General features: G+C 33.3%; 17 protein-coding genes. 9 read left to right on the top strand and 8 right to left on the bottom strand.

The features are described 5' to 3' along the window. Positions 1–36 precede the first annotated feature (36 nt). Together QYS48_RS03880 and QYS48_RS03875 are read left to right on the top strand one after the other, a co-directional pair. Positions 37–2,529, top strand: a complete 2,493-nt coding sequence (locus tag QYS48_RS03880; RefSeq protein ID WP_308357596.1) for an AsmA-like C-terminal region-containing protein — start codon at positions 37–39, stop codon at positions 2,527–2,529. Next, a complete protein-coding gene (locus tag QYS48_RS03875) occupies positions 2,510–3,565 on the top strand; it encodes a hypothetical protein (RefSeq protein WP_308357595.1) in 1,056 nt (351 codons plus the stop codon). Before QYS48_RS03880 ends, QYS48_RS03875 begins: the two co-directional genes overlap by 20 nt. Here QYS48_RS03875 and murF read toward each other — a convergent pair whose 3' ends face one another. Continuing rightward, entirely contained in the window at positions 3,566–4,876 is a 1,311-nt protein-coding gene (gene murF, locus QYS48_RS03870; RefSeq protein ID WP_308357594.1) for a UDP-N-acetylmuramoyl-tripeptide--D-alanyl-D-alanine ligase, read from the bottom strand. 89 nt (positions 4,877–4,965) lie between these two features. On the opposite strand from murF, the gene QYS48_RS03865 reads away from it, so the two are divergent. Then, a complete protein-coding gene (locus QYS48_RS03865; RefSeq protein ID WP_308357593.1) occupies positions 4,966–7,143 on the top strand; it encodes a T9SS type A sorting domain-containing protein in 2,178 nt (725 codons plus the stop codon). Positions 7,144–7,253: 110 nt separating this feature from the next. On the opposite strand, the gene QYS48_RS03860 is transcribed toward QYS48_RS03865, so the two are convergent. The 5 genes from QYS48_RS03860 to QYS48_RS03840 form a co-directional block, all read right to left on the bottom strand. Continuing rightward, complete coding sequence (locus tag QYS48_RS03860) at positions 7,254–7,817, bottom strand: OmpW family outer membrane protein (RefSeq protein ID WP_302127643.1); 564 nt, start codon at positions 7,815–7,817, stop codon at positions 7,254–7,256. A 174-nt stretch (positions 7,818–7,991) separates the two neighbouring features. Beyond that, positions 7,992–8,783 (bottom strand): amidohydrolase, encoded by a 792-nt coding sequence (locus QYS48_RS03855; protein WP_308357592.1) that lies wholly within the window; start codon positions 8,781–8,783, stop codon positions 7,992–7,994. Then, on the bottom strand, positions 8,771–9,919 hold the full coding sequence (locus QYS48_RS03850; protein WP_308357591.1) for a methionine aminotransferase: 1,149 nt from the start codon (positions 9,917–9,919) through the stop codon (positions 8,771–8,773). Before QYS48_RS03850 ends, QYS48_RS03855 begins: the two co-directional genes overlap by 13 nt. Positions 9,920–10,052: 133 nt before the next feature. Then, positions 10,053–10,229 (bottom strand): histone H1, encoded by a 177-nt coding sequence (locus QYS48_RS03845; protein ID WP_302103588.1) that lies wholly within the window; start codon positions 10,227–10,229, stop codon positions 10,053–10,055. A 102-nt stretch (positions 10,230–10,331) separates the two neighbouring features. Next, positions 10,332–11,582 (bottom strand): pyridoxal phosphate-dependent aminotransferase family protein, encoded by a 1,251-nt coding sequence (locus QYS48_RS03840; RefSeq protein ID WP_302127641.1) that lies wholly within the window; start codon positions 11,580–11,582, stop codon positions 10,332–10,334. A gap of 173 nt (positions 11,583–11,755) precedes the next feature. Between QYS48_RS03840 and accC the strand changes: the two genes are divergently transcribed. From accC to QYS48_RS03820, 4 genes are read left to right on the top strand one after another with little or no spacing between them, the layout of a single operon-like run. Next, positions 11,756–13,249 (top strand): acetyl-CoA carboxylase biotin carboxylase subunit, encoded by a 1,494-nt coding sequence (accC, locus tag QYS48_RS03835; RefSeq protein ID WP_308357590.1) that lies wholly within the window; start codon positions 11,756–11,758, stop codon positions 13,247–13,249. A 2-nt stretch (positions 13,250–13,251) separates the two neighbouring features. Continuing rightward, entirely contained in the window at positions 13,252–14,556 is a 1,305-nt protein-coding gene (locus QYS48_RS03830; RefSeq protein WP_308357589.1) for a DUF1015 domain-containing protein, read from the top strand. Next, complete coding sequence (locus tag QYS48_RS03825; RefSeq protein ID WP_308357588.1) at positions 14,522–15,112, top strand: Maf family protein; 591 nt, start codon at positions 14,522–14,524, stop codon at positions 15,110–15,112. Before QYS48_RS03830 ends, QYS48_RS03825 begins: the two co-directional genes overlap by 35 nt. Beyond that, on the top strand, positions 15,113–16,093 hold the full coding sequence (locus QYS48_RS03820) for a CPBP family intramembrane glutamic endopeptidase (protein ID WP_302103591.1): 981 nt from the start codon (positions 15,113–15,115) through the stop codon (positions 16,091–16,093). A 91-nt stretch (positions 16,094–16,184) separates the two neighbouring features. Here the strand turns inward: QYS48_RS03820 and thiL are convergent, their stop codons facing one another. Next, complete coding sequence (thiL, locus tag QYS48_RS03815; RefSeq protein WP_308357587.1) at positions 16,185–17,225, bottom strand: thiamine-phosphate kinase; 1,041 nt, start codon at positions 17,223–17,225, stop codon at positions 16,185–16,187. Between the two features lie 181 nt (positions 17,226–17,406). Beyond that, on the bottom strand, positions 17,407–17,811 hold the full coding sequence (gene mce / locus QYS48_RS03810; RefSeq protein WP_308357586.1) for a methylmalonyl-CoA epimerase: 405 nt from the start codon (positions 17,809–17,811) through the stop codon (positions 17,407–17,409). Between the two features lie 129 nt (positions 17,812–17,940). On the opposite strand from mce, the gene QYS48_RS03805 reads away from it, so the two are divergent. Both QYS48_RS03805 and erpA read left to right on the top strand, forming a co-directional pair. Continuing rightward, complete coding sequence (locus tag QYS48_RS03805; protein ID WP_308357585.1) at positions 17,941–18,348, top strand: hypothetical protein; 408 nt, start codon at positions 17,941–17,943, stop codon at positions 18,346–18,348. An 18-nt stretch (positions 18,349–18,366) separates the two neighbouring features. After that, on the top strand, positions 18,367–18,693 hold the full coding sequence (erpA, locus tag QYS48_RS03800; RefSeq protein ID WP_308357584.1) for an iron-sulfur cluster insertion protein ErpA: 327 nt from the start codon (positions 18,367–18,369) through the stop codon (positions 18,691–18,693). The last annotated feature ends 69 nt before the right edge of the window (positions 18,694–18,762 follow it).

The raw sequence follows: 18,762 nt of genomic DNA, 5'->3' as shown, positions 1-18,762 counted from the left end.
ATTCGCAAATTTCGTTCTTAAATTAAAAATACCATATTGAAGTACCTGAGGAAGTTTATTTTATATTTTACTCTATTTTTTATTCTGCTTTTTGCGGGTGGTTCGGCTTATCTGTACTACCATCAGGATGATTTAATTGATCAAATTCTAACTGAAATTAATAAATCGGTTCAAACGCCTGTACAGGTTAGTAAGATTGATATTAACTGGTGGACTGATTTCCCCAATATATCGTTAAGATTTCAGGATGTTTTTATTCAAGAATCTTTACCCAATAGTAAGAAGGCACTTGCTCAGTTAGAGGAATTAGCGCTTTCATTTAATGCTTTAAATTTTATAAAGGAAGATTACTCCTTTGAAAAAATTATTCTTAAAAAAGGAAAGCTGAATATTCGACTGACAAAATCAGGTAAACGGAATTATGATATTTTAAAAAATGACACCAATTCATCAAAGAATAATGGGGTTAATTTCAATTTAAAGAATATTGATATACAATCTGTTGATGTGGTTTATGCTGATGATGGCCTGGATCAAAATTACCATATTTATGCTGAGGCTTTAATGGCGAGTTTGAATAAGGTTGAAAATAACTTTAAAATTAAAGCCAATGGAAAGTTAAAAACTAGAGCCATCCAACTGGGCGATCTTCGCTATTTTGAAAACAAAAATTTGAAGATAAATGCAGACCTAAATTATATACAAGGAAATGAAATTGTAGAAATAAGACCCTCCCAATTGTTTTTGTCTAATAATGAATTTCAGCTTGCTGGCGATTACAAAATTAATACAAGCGAAATGGACTTGCTGGTAAAAGGAATAGAGTCTGATTTTTCAACCATCATATCTTTACTGCCCGAGAAATACAGGAATTATATTTCAGAATATGAAAGTAAAGGGAATGCAGAGTTTGAAGGTAGTATTAAAGGGAAACTCACTGCCAATCAATCTCCCCAAGTAAACTTTAATTTTAACGTTAATCAGGCTTCTTTATACCATGCTGATTATGATACTCGATTTGAAGATTTAAATTTCCATGGAAATTTTAATAATGGGAAATATCATAATTTGAGAAGTTCTCAATTAGTGTTAAAAGATATTTCAGGAACGCTTAAAGGCAAATCCTTTACTGCCGATTTAGGAATTAAAGATTTTGAGAACTATTTGATTAATCTATCCACAGAAGGACAAATATCTACCCCTGACTTGATCAGCTTTTTCCCAAACCGTGAAAAGTATTCAGAACTAGAAGGAGCTATAGATTTTAATATAAGCTTAGCCGGTTATTTGGATGATTTCAAACAAGCTTCAACTGCTTCAAGAATAAATAATTCAGGAGAAATTATATTACATAATCTATCAGGTGTTTATCAAGATTATCCTTTGCCTATAAAAAATGTGAATGGAAGATTGATGTTTAACAAGAATGATATTGCCATTAATCATTTACAAGGTGATATAGGAGAGTCGGATATTGAATTGAGTGGTTTTTTCTTAAATATATTTCCATATTTCCTGAAAGAAAATCAAGCCTTATTAATTGAGGCTGAAACGATCAGTCAAAATATTAACCTGAATGAGCTTTTATCAGGCTTGTCAAACGAAGAGAATACAATAGAAAAGCAGGAAGAATCATTCAAATTTGCTTTGAGTCCTAAGTTGCAATTGGACTTCACTTCTCATATTGAACATTTAGAATTTAAGCGCTTTAAAGCCAGAAATATTTCGGGAGAAATAGAGCTTTCCGATCAAATATTGAAGGCATCTGATCTAGAATTAGGAAGCTGTGGAGGTGAAATGACATTAAGCGCAACAGTGAATGCCAAAAAAGAGAATGAAATTTTAGTCAATACATCTGCTGATTTTAATGGCTTAAATGTGGATAGCATTTTCTACACCTTTGAGAACTTTCGCCAGGATTTTCTAACCGACCAGCACCTTAAAGGTAAAATTGATGCTAAAGTCAAAGCATTCATCATGTTGGACCAGAAGCTTAATTTTCAATCAGATGTATTCAAAGCTACTATTGATGCTAAAATTGAGAATGGTGAGCTTAATAATTTCGAGCCTATGCTGAGCTTGTCTGATTATGTAAGAGAAGATGAATTGACCAATTTGAGTTTTGGGGAGATGAGGAATACAATTGAGATCAAGAATGAAGTAATTTACCTGCCCGAGATGTCTATTCAGTCAAATGTTTCTAACATATTGATTCAGGGAACGCACACATTCGATCAGGAAATTAATTATAGATTATTAGTACCTTTAAAAAACTATAAAAGAAAAGATAAAGACGAAGCTTTTGGTGCTATTGAAGAAGAAAAGGATTATTCAAGCCTATATTTAAAAATTGAAGGTACAACGGATGACTTTGAAGTAAGCTGGGATAAAAAGCGATCTTTGAAATCTATAGCAGATAGGATAAAAGAAGAAGGTAAAACCCTCAAGAAAATAATTAAAGGAGAAAAGCTTCCTGAAGATGAAAATGAAGAACTTGAACTTAATGAAGATGAATATTTCGATTGGTGATTTTTTTAAAAGTATAGTTAGTCTATTTTTCTTATCAGTCATTATTGTAGGCTGCAGCCCACAGTCGATTCAACCTAAACTAGAAGTGCTTAATACCAATGTGAATTCTTTAATCATAGGATTAGAGAAGTTTAATGATTCTACTGCTTGGGCCAGTGGAACTGCTGCCACTATATTAAAAACGACTGACGCAGGTGAAAACTGGACGTCATTTAATTATCCTGAAATTGATAGTTTACAATTTCGAGATATTCAGCCTATTAGTGATAAGGAAGCGATAGTATTAAGTGCTGGAGAAGGTGAGTTAAGTAAAATATTTTATTTTCATGAGCAATCAGGCTGGAATCAGGTTTTTCAAATGCAAAATGAAGAGGGCTTTATTGATGCCGTTCAGTTCTGGGGAAATGGTCAAGGATTAGTCTATGGAGATGCAATCGATTCATTAGCCTATATTTTAAAAACCACCAATTTTGGAAAAAGCTGGGAAAGAATTCCTACTGCTCCAATGGCAAATGAAGGTGAGGGCGGATTTGCTTCTAGTGGAAGCAATATTTTAATTGAAGAAGGAGGAGAAGCATGGATTGCTACCGGAGCAAACGGCAGTGCCAGAGTTTTTTATACGCAAGATTATGGAAGAAGCTGGGAAGTAAAAAGTACTCCCATGATTATAGGTGAATTTGCAGGCTTGACAGCCATAAAGAAAACTTCAGGAAAATTATGGATCACAGGTGGTGATTTAGCAATTGCTGATCAAGTGTTAGATAATGTATTCTTTTCGGAAGATAATGGCGAAAACTGGACAGCACTACCTGAACATAATATAAAAGGATCTTTTTATGGATTAGCAGTCACCAATTATCTGGAAAATGATTTTGTGATTGCATGTGGTCCAAATGGTGCTGAAATATGGCTAGGAGACCAACAAAAATGGCAGGTCCTTTCAGAGGAAGATATTTGGACCGCTAAATTTATTGATGCTCGTACGGCTCTTATGGCTGGTAGAGATGGAAAGATGTTTAAAGTCGTTTTAGAGTAATTATTTGTGTTCAAATTTTGTTAAGAAAGGCACTATATCTTCTAACGCATTTTTTCTAGAGCCTTTTATTAAAATTGTGCTTCCTTTTTTCAAGGGTTTTTCTTTAAGGTATTCAATTAAATCATCTTTTGATTTAAAGTATTTTCCAAAATTGTCCATTTTTGAAGCGGACTGAATATGGGTGCCACAATAATAACGTTTACTGATTCCTAAATCCACTGTCAATTCACCCAATTTTTCATGTTCTAATTCTGTAGTGTCACCTAATTCAAGCATATCTCCTAAAATCACTACTGTTTCTGTATTTTCAATAGCTCCTAAGCTTTTGATAGCCAATTCCATTGAATCAGGATTCGCATTATAGGCATCTAAAATAATGGTGTAATAATCAGTCTTGATCATTTGAGAGCGCATATTCTCAGGTAAATATTCCTGAGTAGCCTTAACTCCATCTTCAAGGGGTACTTCGAAATATTGTCCAATGCATAATGCAGCAGCTACATTTAAGTAGTTAAACTGACCAACCAGATTCGTTTCAATATTTTTGAATTCGTTTACAGAATACTTGAGGAAAGTCCCACCCTTTTCAACTTTCACCTCCAAATCATCTCCTTCATTTGGGAAGCTTAACGCATTGGAAAAGCGTTTTTGCATATTTTTCAGAACTTTATCCTGAGTATTAATAAAAGGGACTCCATCATGCTTTTTCAAATAGTCAAACAATTCACTTTTACCAATAATGATATTTTCAAATCCGCCAAACTCTCCAATATGAGCTCTTCCGATGTTTGTAATTAAACCATGTGTAGGTTGTGCCATTTTACAATAGGAAGCAATTTCACCAATGTGATTAGCCCCCATCTCAATAATAGCAATCTCATATTCATCATTAATGGATAATAAACTGAGTGGAACTCCTATATGATTATTAAGATTACCCTCTGTGGCAAAAACCTTATATTTTTTAGCTAATACTTGATGTATAATCTCTTTGCTAGTTGTTTTTCCATTAGAACCAGTAATTCCTAAAACTGGAATATCTAAGCTTTCTCGATGGACTGTAGCAACTAGCTGAAGCGTTTTCAAAACATCATCAACCAGTATATACTTTCCATTATCTTTATAAAAATCTTTTTCATCTACAATGGCAATAGAAGCGCCATCATTCAAAGCTTGTTCTGCAAATTTATTACCGTTGAAATTCGGACCTTTAAGAGCAAAGAACATATTACCTTCCTGAATTTTACGGGTATCGGTACAAACTCCTGTACTCTTTAAAAATAATTCGTAAAGCCTTTCTATTTGTGTCATCCTTAAAATGATTTATACAAATCTAAAAAATTAAAAAAGCTTCTTAACGTTTATAGCAAGAAAAATATATTCCTCTTTATTTTTGTGAAATGCGAGTCTTACTCTTTATAACGTTTATTTTTTATTCATTTTTGACCGAAGCCCAGTATCGGTTTATTCCCTATCAGGATGTTCCACTTTCTAACTCTAGTGAAATGGAATTCCCTTGGGTAGGTGGTTTAAATGGAGTACAATGGGGGAAGATTGATTTAAATAATGATGGGTTCCTCGACTTAGCAGGATTTGACCGAAGTTCAGGAAGGATTTTGTGCTTTCTAAATATTGATGGTGAATATGAATATGCTCCAGAGTATGAAATGTTTTTTCCTTCCGAAATTCAAAATTTCTTTATATTGAAAGACTATAATCAAGATGGAAAAATGGATGTTTTTACGGCTGGAAATTTAGGAATTACAGCCTATGAAAATATTTCAACTGGAGGATTACCACAATGGAGTAAAACGCTTGATTTTATTCGATATACTAGTTTATCGGGCAATGATGTTAATTTACAGGTTAATTTCAATGATTATCCATTCATTGGTGATTTAGATGATGACGGAGATCTTGATATACTAAATTTTAATTTTTCAGGTATAGAAAGTAGAATTCTATTCTATCAAAATAATTCTATTGAAACTAACGGGACTGCTAGCTTAAATTCATTTGAGTTAGTCGATAATTATTGGGGAACGGTTGAAGATTGTGATTGTGGTGTATTTGCATTTAATGGTCAAGATTGCCAGGATATTTTAGGTCGAGTACTTAATAATAACGCAAGACATGCAGGAGGTAAGAGTATATCGGTTTTTGATTTTGATAAAGATGGTGTTTTAGAATTAGTAACCAGCCACGAGGAATGCAAGGAGCTTTATTATTTTAATAATTCAGCTTTATCCAATCTGGATCCAAATTTTGAAGGCTTTACCAGCTCATATCCATCATCAAATAATCCCGCTCAATTTAATTTTTATCCCAATACTATGGTGATGGATTTAACTGGAGATGCTTCAGAGGATCTTATTATATCTCCAAATATTGAGGGGAATATTGGTAGTCCAGTAAATTTTTCGAGTTCTAACTGGTTATATCAAAATGTAGGCAATGGCTATGAATTAGTAAGTAAAAAGTTTTTGCAAGAGGACATGATTGATTGGGGAGCTCAAGCAAGTCCTGCTTTTTTGGATTATGATGAAGACGGGGATTTGGATTTATTCATTGCCTATACAGATATTAATTCTAATGAAGTTTTAGAGAGTGCAATTGCTTTTTACGAAAATGTTGGAGGTACTCAAAACCCGAGCTTTGAATTACAAGATTCTGACTTTTTAAATATTTCTCAAGAAGGTTTTGCCAATATGTTTATTCAGTGGCAGGATGTTGATGTAGATGGACAAAAAGACTTAATCATCCAAGCGACCTCTGGGAACAGCAATCAATTACGTATTCTGTTTCAAGAGAATAATGAATTTGATATTAATGCATCCGTTATAATTGATAATGTATTCATCGGTTTTGGATACTCCACCCATCTGGCAGATGTAATAGGTGACAGTCATCCTGATTTATTAGTAGGAAAATCTTCTGGTGGGTTAATTTTATACGAAAATATTGGTCAGGGGAGAAACCCTTCTTTTCAGCAGCGTTCACAAAATTATTTAAATATTGGAGATGATTTCTTTAGATCTTCCCTTCGTGTTAATGTAATGGATATTGATAATGATAATCAACAAGATTTAATTACTTCAGATTTCAGTGGTAATATTAGGGTGTTTCCGAATTTGCAAAATAATACGGGGCAATTTGATACGCTTTATTCCTATAATGAATTAATTCAAAATTTTGACCAGATATTTTTCGGCAAAAGGAATAATCCCGTTTTTGCTCCCATCTTTAACGATGATTACCCAACTCTGATATTAGGCACTGTTTCAGGAGGTCTACGAGTTTTTAGGAATAATGCAGAATATGAGGTAGAAAGTGGTGAGGAATTAGTATTTCAGATCTATCCCAATCCAAATGAAAATAACCTTCTATTTATTAAAGCTAATCAAGATATTTCGATTTCTATCGCTACGCTAAATGGACAAACAATCTTGTCGAATCTGGAATATTCTGCTTTTGGAAGAGAGGCTATTGATGTTTCACAGCTACAATCTGGACTCTACATTGTAAGTGCTTTATTTGCAAATGGGAAAAATATCACCAGAAAATTGGTGATTCCTTAATTCAGTTTTTTAATTTCAACTATTAAAGGGATGTGGTGATTCAGTTTAATTGTATAAAAAAAAGCAAGCACTAATCTGCTTGCCTTTGAAATATAATTTTTATCAGGTGCTTATTTTTTACCACCAAATATAAATGCTCCTAATCTTATACCTAAGTAACTGTTGGCAACATCAAATGTAGCTGCATTTCCATTAACATCAACTCCTTCAACAGAAGAGCTTGGAATGAAGTTGTAATCAATATTGATATTGAAGTGTCCCCAGTCAAAACCAATTCTAGGATAGAATCCAATTTTAGTTTCTGCGCCAGCACCAGCACCTGTAGAGCTAACGGATACTGAAGCAAGGCTAAAGGCACCAACACCAGCACCTACATATGGTCTAAAACCTTCAGAAGTTAAATAGTACTTACCGTTTAAAGTATAAGAGGCAGTTCCAGAAATACTAGCTTCCTCATTACCTACAACTCTTGCCATAGCAGCAGATTCCCATCTTAAACCTACAGCAATATCATCATTTATTCTGTAAGCTGGTTCAACATCAAAAAGGATACCGCCACCACCTTCAGGTACAGTATAGCCTAATCCTAAATATAATTGAAAAGACTTGTAATCCTGAGCATTTACTATGCTAACTGAAACAGCCATGATGGCTACTAATAATAGTTTTTTCATAAAAATTAAAAATTTAGTTTATATATATGCTGCAAAGCTATAAGTGATTTTTATTTTTACAAAACGAATTGAAAATTGTTTTTTACTAATTTTATTTTGAATTAAATCTATAAAATAAAATATTTATTTATCAAAGTATTTTTGTAATATTTTTAAACCGTTAAATAATTATATTTAGTTAATAAGAAAATTATCTGCATCTAACTGAGCAGGAAATTTTTGTCTAAATTTCATTAATTCCTCAGCAGATAAACTAATTGTTTTTATTACTTCCCTGTCATCTGCAAAGTAAACAGCATTTCCTTTTGGATCGTATATGGCTGAATGCCCATTATGCGGGATTTCATTACCATCATTTCCTATTCTGTTTACGCCAATACTATAACTCACATTTTCAATTGCTCTTGCAGTTAGTAAGCTATCCCAGGCGTTAACCCTTACGGCAGGCCAATTGGCTACAAATAAAATAATATCATAGGCCAATTCATTTTCATTATTTGATTTATTTCTACACCAAACTGGAAAGCGAAGATCATAACATACCAAGGGTTTAATTTTCCATCCTTTTAATTCAACGATCAATTCTTTTTCTCCAGGAGTATAATGTTCATCCTCATTCGCCATTCTAAATAGATGCCTTTTATCATAAACAGAATAGTCTCCATCAGGCTTCATCCAAATTAGCCTATTAAAGTAATCTCCATTATCATTTACAATAAATGATCCCGTAATTACAGCTTTCTTTTGACTGGCCATTTGCTTCATCCATTTGAAAGTATGCAAATTCATAGGTTCAGCCATTTTCTCAGCCTCCATGCTAAAGCCAGTATTGAACATTTCTGGCAATATTATCAGGTCAGTTTCTTCTTCAATTTCCCATAGCTTTTCTTCAAACATGGATAGATTAGCTTGCTTTTCTTGCCAGTATAATGGTGTCTGAATTAAAGTTACTTTTAAATCTTGCATAATATATCAGCTGCTTTTTGTAGGGTTTCTTCTCCTTTTGCGAAACAGAATCTTAATAAATGATGATCTTGATTTTCTGAATAAAATGCTGAAACTGGAATTGAAGCTAATCCTTTTTCTTTGATAAGATATTGAGCAAATTCCAGATCAGGCATATCGGTAACTTCTGAAAAATCTAACAATTGGAAGTAGGTACCATAAGATGGAATCACTTTAAATTTTGAATCCTTTATAGCTTGTTGAAAGAAATTCCTTTTCTTTTCATACATACCACTAACTCCTAAGTAATTTTTTTCATCCTGAAGGTATTCTGCCATGGCATACTGGCTAGGCGTATGTACAGAAAAGCAATTATACTGATGAACTTTTCTAATTTCTTTCATGATTGCTTCAGGAGCTACCATATAACCAATTTTCCAACCCGTTGCGTGGAATGTTTTTCCAAATGATGATACAGCTATACTTCTACTTGCTAAAAACTCATCTTTCAATACGCTTAAATGCGTTTCTTTATCGAATATGATATGTTCGTACACTTCATCACTTAATACTATAAGCTTTGGATTTCCTTCTAATATTTCCTTGAGTGTTGCAATATCATCATCTCGCAATATTGCCCCAGATGGATTATGAGGGAAGTTTATAATCAGCATTCTAGTTTTATCTGTTATGCTATTTTTTACTTTTTCCCAATCTGGTGTAAAGTTTTCAGGGTTTAGTGAAACAGGAATTGGTTTACCACCTGCTAATTCAATTGCAGGAATATAGCAGTCATAAGCAGGTTCTAATACTATAACCTCATCACCTGAATGAACAGTTGCTAATACGCTTGAAAAAATAGCTTCTGTTGCACCAGCAGTAACTGTTATTTCGGTTTCTATATTTAAATCTACCCCACCCGTATTAGAAACTTTTTTTGCTATTGCTTCTCTTAATTTGGGTAATCCTGGCATAGGAGCATACTGATTATGGCCTATCTGCATATTCTGATACACAAGGTCAATTAATTTTTCAGATACTGGAAAGTCAGGGAATCCTTGTGATAAATTAATAGCATCAAAATCACTTGCCATTTTAGACATAACCGTGAAAATAGTAGTGCCTACTTTAGGGAGTTTAGATTGGATGTCGTTCATATATGTAATTTGTCTTTATAATTAACAATATAAAGTTTTACCGATTGTAAAGTCTTTTTGTTGACTTTAAAAATAATTCAAAAAAAAAGGCTGACAAAAATGTCAGCCTCATTCGAAATCTTGTAAATTCTAATTAACCTTTGTTCTTGATATCTTGAACTTCAATTCTGATTTCTTGAGCTAGATTTTTTAACTCCTGCATTCCTTTTCTAACACGAGTACCAGCTGCCTGATTTTCTTTGTCATAGAATTTTTCAAAATCACTTTCTAGACTCATTACTAAGTCTCTTACTTGTTCGAATCTTTTCATTCTTATTTTAGTTTACGGTTGACTAAATAAATTAATTAATTGTAAGCAATATAGGTAAAAACATATAAAAACAACAATTAGAGCAACATTTTTGCAAAAAAATTACTCTTTAAACGCTTTTGCGAGCTCATTTTCTCTGTAATGACCCTCACTTAGCTTACCTTTTATTGCTTCAAATGCTTTAATCGTACGATCTACATCTTCTAAACTATGAGATGCCGTAGGAATTAATCTTAATAAAATCGTGTCCTTAGGCACTACAGGGTATATTACAACTGAACAGAAAATTCCGAAGTTTTCTCTTAAATCATAGGCTAAAGCAGCAGCTTCACCTACTGTACCGTTCAACATTACGGGAGTTACTGGAGATTGTGTTGTACCTATGCTAAATCCTTTGTCTTTCAATCCACTTTGAAGTGCATTAACAATTTTCCATAAGTTTTCTTTATGCTCTGGTTGGTCTCTTAATAATTCTAATCTTTTAAGAGCACCTTCCACCATTGGCATAGGTAATGACTTAGCGAAAATTTGAGAACGCATATTATAGCGTAAAAATTTGATGATATCAGGATCACCACCAACAAATGCACCGATAAGAGCCATTGACTTGGCGAAAGTACTGAAATATAAATCTATTTCATCCATCACGCCTTGTTGCTCACCAGTACCTGCACCAGTTTCACCCATAGTTCCGAATCCGTGTGCATCATCACACAATAAACGGAAGTTATATTTTTCTTTAAGAGCGATTACATCTTTTAAGTTACCCATCGCACCTGTCATACCGAAAACACCTTCGGTAATCACTAAAATACCACCTCCAGTTTCTTCTGTAAGTTTTGTTGCTCTTTGTAACTGTTTTTCTAAGCTTTCAATGTCGTTATGAGGATAAACAAATCTTTTCCCCATGTGTAAGCGAACACCATCCACAATACATGCATGACATTCCGCATCATATACAATGGCATCTTTTCTACCAACTACTGCATCAATAATTGATAATACACCCTGATAACCATAGTTTAATAGCATTACTTCATCTTTTTTGATGAATTCTGCCAATTGTCTTTCTAATTCTTCGTGCTGAGATGTATTACCAGACATCATTCTGGCACCCATAGGATATGCCAATCCCCATTTCTCAGCAGACTCAGCATCAGCCTTTCTGATTTCGGGATGGTTACCTAAACCTAAATAGTTGTTTAAACTCCAGGTTAATACTTCTTTTCCTCTAAATTTCATATGAGGAGATAGTTCTCCTTCTAATTTAGGGAACATAAAATAACCTTCTTCTACGTTTGAATGCTTACCTAATGGTCCGCGATCCACCTTCAGTTTCTCAAATAAATCCACGTTTATCTATTTTATTATATCAATAACTATTCTAATCAAGCCCCAAAGGTAACAAAAAAGCTGCTACCTAAAAAATCCTATTTGTGCTTTAAAGGCTTATTTTTTAGTAAAAAAGACATAATTTACGTAGCATTGTACTTCAATTTTTATTTGATATAGAACTACAAATTGATATGCCAGATATTAAAAAAATCTTAGTTGCAAACAGAGGTGAAATTGCCTTGAGAGTAATGCGTTCAGCAAGAGAGCTAGGAATAAAAACAGTTGCTATATTTAGTGAGGCTGATAGAAATGCCTTGCATGTTCGTTATGCTGATGAAGCCGTTTGTGTTGGGCCTCCCGCCTCAGCAGATAGTTATTTAAGAATAGATAAAATAATTAAAACTTGTAAAGATTTACAGGTTGATGCAATTCACCCTGGATATGGGTTTTTGTCAGAAAATGCTGATTTCGCCAGAGAAGTAGAAAAAGAAGGTATAATATTCATTGGTCCATCTGCTGAGTCCATTGAAGTAATGGGGGATAAGCTTTCAGCAAAATCAGCGGTATTAAAAAGAGATGTTCCATTAGTACCTGGCTTAGATAAAGCCATTACGGATGTTGCATTTGCAAAAAAGAAAGCAGATGAAATAGGTTATCCTATCTTGATTAAAGCAAGTGCTGGAGGTGGTGGTAAAGGAATGAGAATAGTGGAAGATCCAGCTGATTTCGAATCACAAATGGATAGAGCGGTAAGTGAGGCGAAAAATGCTTTCGGAAATGGAGCTGTTTTTATTGAGAAATTTGTGACTTCTCCACGGCATATAGAAATTCAAGTTTTAGGTGATCAGCATGGAAATGTGATTCATTTATTTGAAAGAGAATGTTCTATTCAAAGAAGACACCAAAAAGTGATTGAAGAGGCGCCTTCAAGCTGTTTAACTCCTGAAATTAGAGAGAAAATGGGACAAGCAGCCATTGATGTAGCTAAATCCTGTAATTATTATGGAGCTGGTACAGTAGAGTTTATAGTAGATGAAAAATTAAATTTTTACTTTCTTGAAATGAATACCAGACTACAGGTTGAACATCCTGTTTCTGAGCAAATCACAGGAGTAGATTTGGTAAAAGAACAAATTAGAATTGCAGAGGGGAAAGCGCTTTCTTACAAGCAAGAAGATTTATCAATAAAGGGGCATTCTGTTGAAGTAAGAGTTTACGCAGAAGATCCGCAAAATAACTTTTTACCTGATATAGGTAGGCTGAAAGTGTATAAAAGACCTCAAGGAACTGGTATAAGAGTAGATGACGGCTTTGAACAAGGAATGGAGATACCGATTCATTATGATCCTATGATTGCAAAATTGATAACCTATGCTGATAATCGTGAGGAAGCAATTAGTAGAATGATAAGAGCTATTGATGAATATGAAATAGTAGGGATCCAAACTACCTTGAGTTTTTGTAAATACGTATTACAACATGATGCTTTTACCAGCGGTGATTTTGATACTAAATTTATTGAGAAGCATTTTCAAGCAAGTGACCTGGATGAAAAGGTTACAGATATAGAAACTGAAATTGCTTCTGCTTTGGCTGTAAAATTATGGTCTGAAAGACAGAAAAAGCGAACAGCTCAAGAGGCGAATGGAGAAAAAGTATCATTGTGGAAAAAGAATAGATTATAAAAATGGCAGAAATCAAGCCTATTAAAGCTTGGCGCTATAATGATAAGCTGCAAAAGCAAATAGAAAATTTAACCAGCCCTTTGTTTGATGTAGTTTCACCCAAACAAAGGGAGGCTCTTTATAAAAACCCCTTAAATAGTATTCACCTTTCAGTTCCTTTAGGTGGTACTGAATCCGCTGATATGGCTGCCGAGCGACTATTGAAATGGAAAAAAGAAGGGGTTTTAGTTCAAGATCCTTTGCCAGGAATTTATGTTTATTATCAATATTTCACTTTACCTGGCTCATCTCGAGAAATGGTTAGGAAAGGATTCATAACTTTTATTAAAGCATATGATTGGGATGAAAAGGTTATTCTTCGACATGAAAACACTATTCCTCAGTCAGTAAATGATAGAATTGAAGTTTTAGATAAAACACAATTAAATGTAAGTGCAACTCATGGCTTGTATTCTGATCCTGATTTTGAATTGGAGGAATATATGGATGAGAGTATGAAATCACCCTTGGGAGAATTAGAAGATTATCAAGGGGTAAGAGAAGTAGTAAGCGTCATACATGATGCTAAAGTCATCAAAAAGTTTATTGATAAAATTGCGCCTCAGCAAATTATCTTAGCTGATGGTCATCATCGTTATGAGGGCTCTTTGCTTTATCGGAAAAAGATGATGGAGCAAAATCCTAATCATACAGGGCAAGAAGGTTATAATTATCATATGATGTATTTAACCAATGCCAATTCAGATGATCTTAGGATTTTACCTACTCATAGATTGATTAAGAATATTCCTGATTTTTCAGAGTCTGAAATATTAGAGAAGATTAAAGATGATTTTTTTATAAAAGAAGTTGAAAATCCAGAGGATATTCATGAAATCATATTAGGAAAACAATGGGCTTTTGGTTTGTTGTTTAAGGATAATAATTACAAAATTAGACTTAAGCCTGAGAAAATTAATGAACTGAAATGGAATTTTCCAGATGAAGTTAAAAGCTTAGATTTAACTGTTTTACATTATTTCTTTGTTGAAAAGGTTTTAGGAATTAAGGGGGAAGAACAGAGGAGTTCGGAGAATATTGAGTTTGAAAGAAACTTTACAGCTTGCACTCGAAAGTTATTCAGTAATGAGGTACAATGCGCCTTGATTACCAAGGAAATAAGCATGGAACAAGTTTATAAGGTTTGTAATACTGGATTTACCATGCCTCAAAAATCAACTTATTTTTACCCTAAAACAATTTGTGGATTTTTATTTGGATCAATACAGGAAGATGAATTTGAATTACCCACTTATTTTAGGCTCTAAATCGCCAAGAAGAAAAGAAATTTTAGAAAAAGCTGGATTTCATTTTATTACTGAAGCTAAAGATACAGAAGAGAGCTTCCCTAGTGATATGCCACATAATGAGGTAGCTGCATTTTTAGCGGAAAAAAAGGCAAAAGCCTTTTCAAATAATGATGCCTATTACGACAAAATCATTTTAACCGCAGATACTACTGTTTTAATTAATAATGAGCTTCTTGAAAAACCTGCGAATCAGGAAGAAGCATTTGAAATGCTCTTGAAGCTAAGTGGAAATGTACACCAGGTTGTTTCAGGTTTTTCTATTTTATTTAATGATGAAATTCAAAAGTATTCTGATGAGACGTTGGTTTATTTTAGGGCGGTTGAGGAAGATGTAATCTGGGATTATATTAAAACCCATAAGCCATTTGATAAAGCAGGAGCTTATGGAATTCAAGAAGGACTTGGCTTAACCCATATTGAAAAATTGGAAGGTTCATACTTCACTGTAATGGGATTGCCCATCCACAAAGTTTATCAGGCGCTATATAAATTCAGTGCCTTCCATAAAAAATAAATGAGCTTTTTAGCATTAGGTTCTCTTCTCTCAGGAAATAATATGAAAGCAGTTTGGCAGTATTTTAAAGATTTCCATAAAGAGGTAATACATCCTCCAATGATGTATTTATTAATATCTTTATTCATTGCCATCCTCACAGCAATGAATTATCTTCTACTTGATATTCGTTTTGAGAAATGGATGTATCAATTAAAACCCATTGAATGGACTTATTTGGCCCATTTTGTACTCTTTGGGTTCATTTATTTTGGAATTATTTTCATTTGCTACCGATATAAGACTATCCCAAATTTATTTAAGAATAAGGCCTTTATGGTAAAGAGCCTAATTATGCTTTTAATCTTAACCTTAGATGTTTGCTTTCATTATCATACATTCTTAATAAGAAACCTATTTGAGTTTCAGGATCGATTTTTTATGTATAAAGTGAGCAATCAAATAACTAGCCTTTTCATAATACTTTTGCCCTTATTCTTTTATTATAGAAAATATGAAAAGGATAATACTAATTTTTATGGTTTAAATACTTCTGTTAAAAAGATAGGACAGTATATGCCCTTAATTTTAATCATGATGCCTTTAATAGGTATTGCATCTTTTGAAGAAAATATTAGAGATTTTTATCCGCAGTTTTCATCTAAATTAGAATTCATGAACTGGTCTGTAGAGTTAAGGGCAATTGTTTTTGAATTTTTTTATGCTTTTGATTTTCTGACCACTGAATTTCTTTTTCGAGGGTTCATGGTTTTAGGTTTTGTGGCTTTCTTAGGTCCTAGAGCTGTTTTACCAATGGTAGGTTTATATGTTTCTTTACATTTTGGAAAACCAGCTGGTGAAACTATCGGATCATTTTTTGGAGGGTATATACTTGGAGTTTTAACCTATCAAAGTAAAAATATTTGGGGAGGAATTGTAGTTCATATTGGTATTGCCTTACTTATGGAATTAGCTGCTTGGATGCAAAATACATTCAATTAAAAAAAAATGGCACGAAACTGTTTTTCGTACCATTTTTTTAATATCAATTTAATTTATAAATTAATTACTCTTTTTAGTGCATACTCGGGATCTATTTATGGTTAAAATGATCCCATCCTTGAGCTTTAAGCGGGATTGGGTTTCCTTTTGCAGTTATAAGATTCAATCCATTTGATTTTTCATTTACATAACCGATGAAATGAATATCAGGATGGTTTTTTACTTTCTCGAATTCATCTTGAGATATTGTAAAAAGTAATTCATAATCTTCACCACCATTTAATATAGCTGTATTAGGGTCAAGTTTAAATTCTATAGCTGTTTCTTGCGTATTAGTTGCATACGGTAATTTATCCTCGTGAATGTTGATTCCAATATTCGATTGTTTTGCAATGTGATGTAATTCAGAAGCAAGTCCATCTGATACATCAATCATAGAAGTAGGAACTAGTTTTAAGTCTAATAATTCATGAACTAAATCCAAGCGAGCCTCAGGTTTTAATTGTCTCCCTACTATATATTGATATTTGTCTAATTGAGGCTGCATATCAGGGTTTTCAAGGTAGACTTGTTTCTCTCTTTCTAGTACTTGTAAACCCATGTAAGCTCCACCTAAATCACCTGTTACACAAACTATGTCATTTACTTTTGCTCCAGAGCGATAAGCGATTTTATCTTTGTCTACTTTTCCAATTGCAGTTACAGAAATGACTAATCCTGCAGGTGAAGTCGTAGTGTCACCACCTACTAAATCTACTTTATATGCATCACAGGCAGCTTTTACTCCTTCATAAAAGGCATCTACTGCTTCTACTGAAAACCGATTACTTAAGGCCAAGCTCACTGTAATTTGTTCAGCTATTCCATTCATAGCTGCTATATCAGATACATTCACAGCTACAGATTTAAATCCTAGATGATGAAGTGGGAAATAGGAGAGGTCAAAATGAACCCCTTCAACAAGCATATCAGTTGAAACCAACTGAAAATATTCCCCAGCATCAATTACAGCAGAATCATCTCCAATGGCATATTGCGTGGAACTATTTTGCTTGCTAAATTTGTTTGCAATTTGATCAATCAGGCCGAATTCACCCAACTTGTTGATTTCTGTTCTTTTTTGATCACTCATATTTTTCTGTTTGAGGTTCTCTTGAAATTATATATTTTTGATTATGAAATTTATACTATTTAGAATGTTCGTATTTTTATTGATAGGCACTTTTATTTTATCGGCCTGTCAGAGAAGCTCCTTTCAAACAAGAGAAGGTAAAAAGAAGCTCAAATACTATAATTCTATTCAGCATCAGTAATTAACTTTTTATTTCTTGGCAAAGTTCTACCAAAACACCATTCGTAGTTTTAGGGTGTAGAAAGCATACCATTTTATTGTCAGCACCTTTTTTTGGAGCTTTATTAATTAGCTGAAAACCTTCTGATTCTAATCTTTTCATTTCAGCTTCTATGTCTTCTACTTCGTAGGCAATATGATGAATGCCTTCACCTTTTTTTGCAATAAATTTAGCTATCGCACTATCTTCATTTTCAGCTTCTAAAAGCTCAATTTTGGTTTCTCCCATTTTAAAAAAAGAAGTTGATACTCCTTCACTTTCTACTTTTTCAAGCTTATAGGGCTCTATATTAAATAGTTTGCCGAAAAGTGAATTAGCACTTTCCATATTCTTAACTGCAATACCTATATGTTCAACTTTTAACATGCTGTTTATTTTTGTGGGACTAAATTGTTAACTTTGTATTTGTTAATGCAAAAATGCAGAAACTTTTCCATGGATAAAAAAGTTGGGATACTCAAGATCATTTTTTAACTTCATTTAAGAAATAAAAAGATGGAAACATCAGCAGACATACACGTAGAAAGTGCACGAGTTCAAAAGGAGATAAAAAGTTATCTTGGATTGAATAGTAGTGAATTAGTTTTTGAGTTTAGTAATCTTGAAGGAAAAGCAAAGCTGGATTTAATCACTATTAATCCAAGGCATAATCAATCATTTTTATTTCATTCTGAAATGGGATATGATAAGCTTGATGCTTTAAAGAAAATGATGGATTATGTCAAAAACTATAGAGATCATGAGAGCTCTTATACCATACAGTGGATGACTAAAGATGACAAACAATTGCATACCTCTTATTTTAGAGCGAGCAATATTTTAGATAGTTTAGATAAACTTTACTACGGAAGAGATCGTAATACCATTACTGTTTTTAGTGTTGTGCTAAACCCAGTATCATAATAAAATATATTTTTAATCATGATTATTGTTACAGATAAAGCGAAAGATAGATTAGGCGAGTTAAAGAACGAAGAAGGTCATAGTGAAAAAAGCAATGTAAGAGTTTCTGTAAAAGGAGGGGGTTGCTCTGGCTTAATGTATGATTTAAGCTTCGATGAGGAAATCAAAGAAGGCGATGAAGTGTTCGAAGATAAAGGAGTGAAGCTTTTAGTAGATAAGAAAAGCATGCTTTATTTATTAGGAACGACCTTAGATTTTTCAGACGGCTTAAACGGAAAAGGATTCCAATTTATAAATCCTAATGCAACCAGAACTTGTGGTTGTGGTGAAAGTTTTTCAATTTAAAAGGTCTATATAACGTTTGAAATAACGTTTAAGAACATAGTTAAGCCCTTGGCAGTCATCTGTCAAGGG

Source organism: Marivirga arenosa (genome assembly GCF_030503895.2).
GTDB classification, from domain to species: Bacteria; Bacteroidota; Bacteroidia; order Cytophagales; family Cyclobacteriaceae; genus Marivirga; species Marivirga arenosa.
Note: the sequence above shows the minus strand (reverse complement) of the source record. Positions and strands in the feature narration are given on the sequence as shown.

Coding starts and splice junctions, on each gene's coding strand:
- QYS48_RS03875 (WP_308357595.1), top strand. CDS start 2,510: ATGAATATTTCGATTGGTGATTTTTTTAAAAGTATAGTTAGTCTATTT.
- murF (WP_308357594.1), bottom strand. CDS start 4,876: ATGACACAAATAGAAAGGCTTTACGAATTATTTTTAAAGAGTACAGGA.
- QYS48_RS03865 (WP_308357593.1), top strand. CDS start 4,966: ATGCGAGTCTTACTCTTTATAACGTTTATTTTTTATTCATTTTTGACC.
- QYS48_RS03860 (WP_302127643.1), bottom strand. CDS start 7,817: ATGAAAAAACTATTATTAGTAGCCATCATGGCTGTTTCAGTTAGCATA.
- QYS48_RS03855 (WP_308357592.1), bottom strand. CDS start 8,783: ATGCAAGATTTAAAAGTAACTTTAATTCAGACACCATTATACTGGCAA.
- QYS48_RS03850 (WP_308357591.1), bottom strand. CDS start 9,919: ATGAACGACATCCAATCTAAACTCCCTAAAGTAGGCACTACTATTTTC.
- QYS48_RS03845 (WP_302103588.1), bottom strand. CDS start 10,229: ATGAAAAGATTCGAACAAGTAAGAGACTTAGTAATGAGTCTAGAAAGT.
- accC (WP_308357590.1), top strand. CDS start 11,756: ATGCCAGATATTAAAAAAATCTTAGTTGCAAACAGAGGTGAAATTGCC.
- QYS48_RS03830 (WP_308357589.1), top strand. CDS start 13,252: ATGGCAGAAATCAAGCCTATTAAAGCTTGGCGCTATAATGATAAGCTG.
- QYS48_RS03825 (WP_308357588.1), top strand. CDS start 14,522: ATGAATTTGAATTACCCACTTATTTTAGGCTCTAAATCGCCAAGAAGA.
- QYS48_RS03820 (WP_302103591.1), top strand. CDS start 15,113: ATGAGCTTTTTAGCATTAGGTTCTCTTCTCTCAGGAAATAATATGAAA.
- thiL (WP_308357587.1), bottom strand. CDS start 17,225: ATGAGTGATCAAAAAAGAACAGAAATCAACAAGTTGGGTGAATTCGGC.
- mce (WP_308357586.1), bottom strand. CDS start 17,811: ATGTTAAAAGTTGAACATATAGGTATTGCAGTTAAGAATATGGAAAGT.
- QYS48_RS03805 (WP_308357585.1), top strand. CDS start 17,941: ATGGAAACATCAGCAGACATACACGTAGAAAGTGCACGAGTTCAAAAG.
- erpA (WP_308357584.1), top strand. CDS start 18,367: ATGATTATTGTTACAGATAAAGCGAAAGATAGATTAGGCGAGTTAAAG.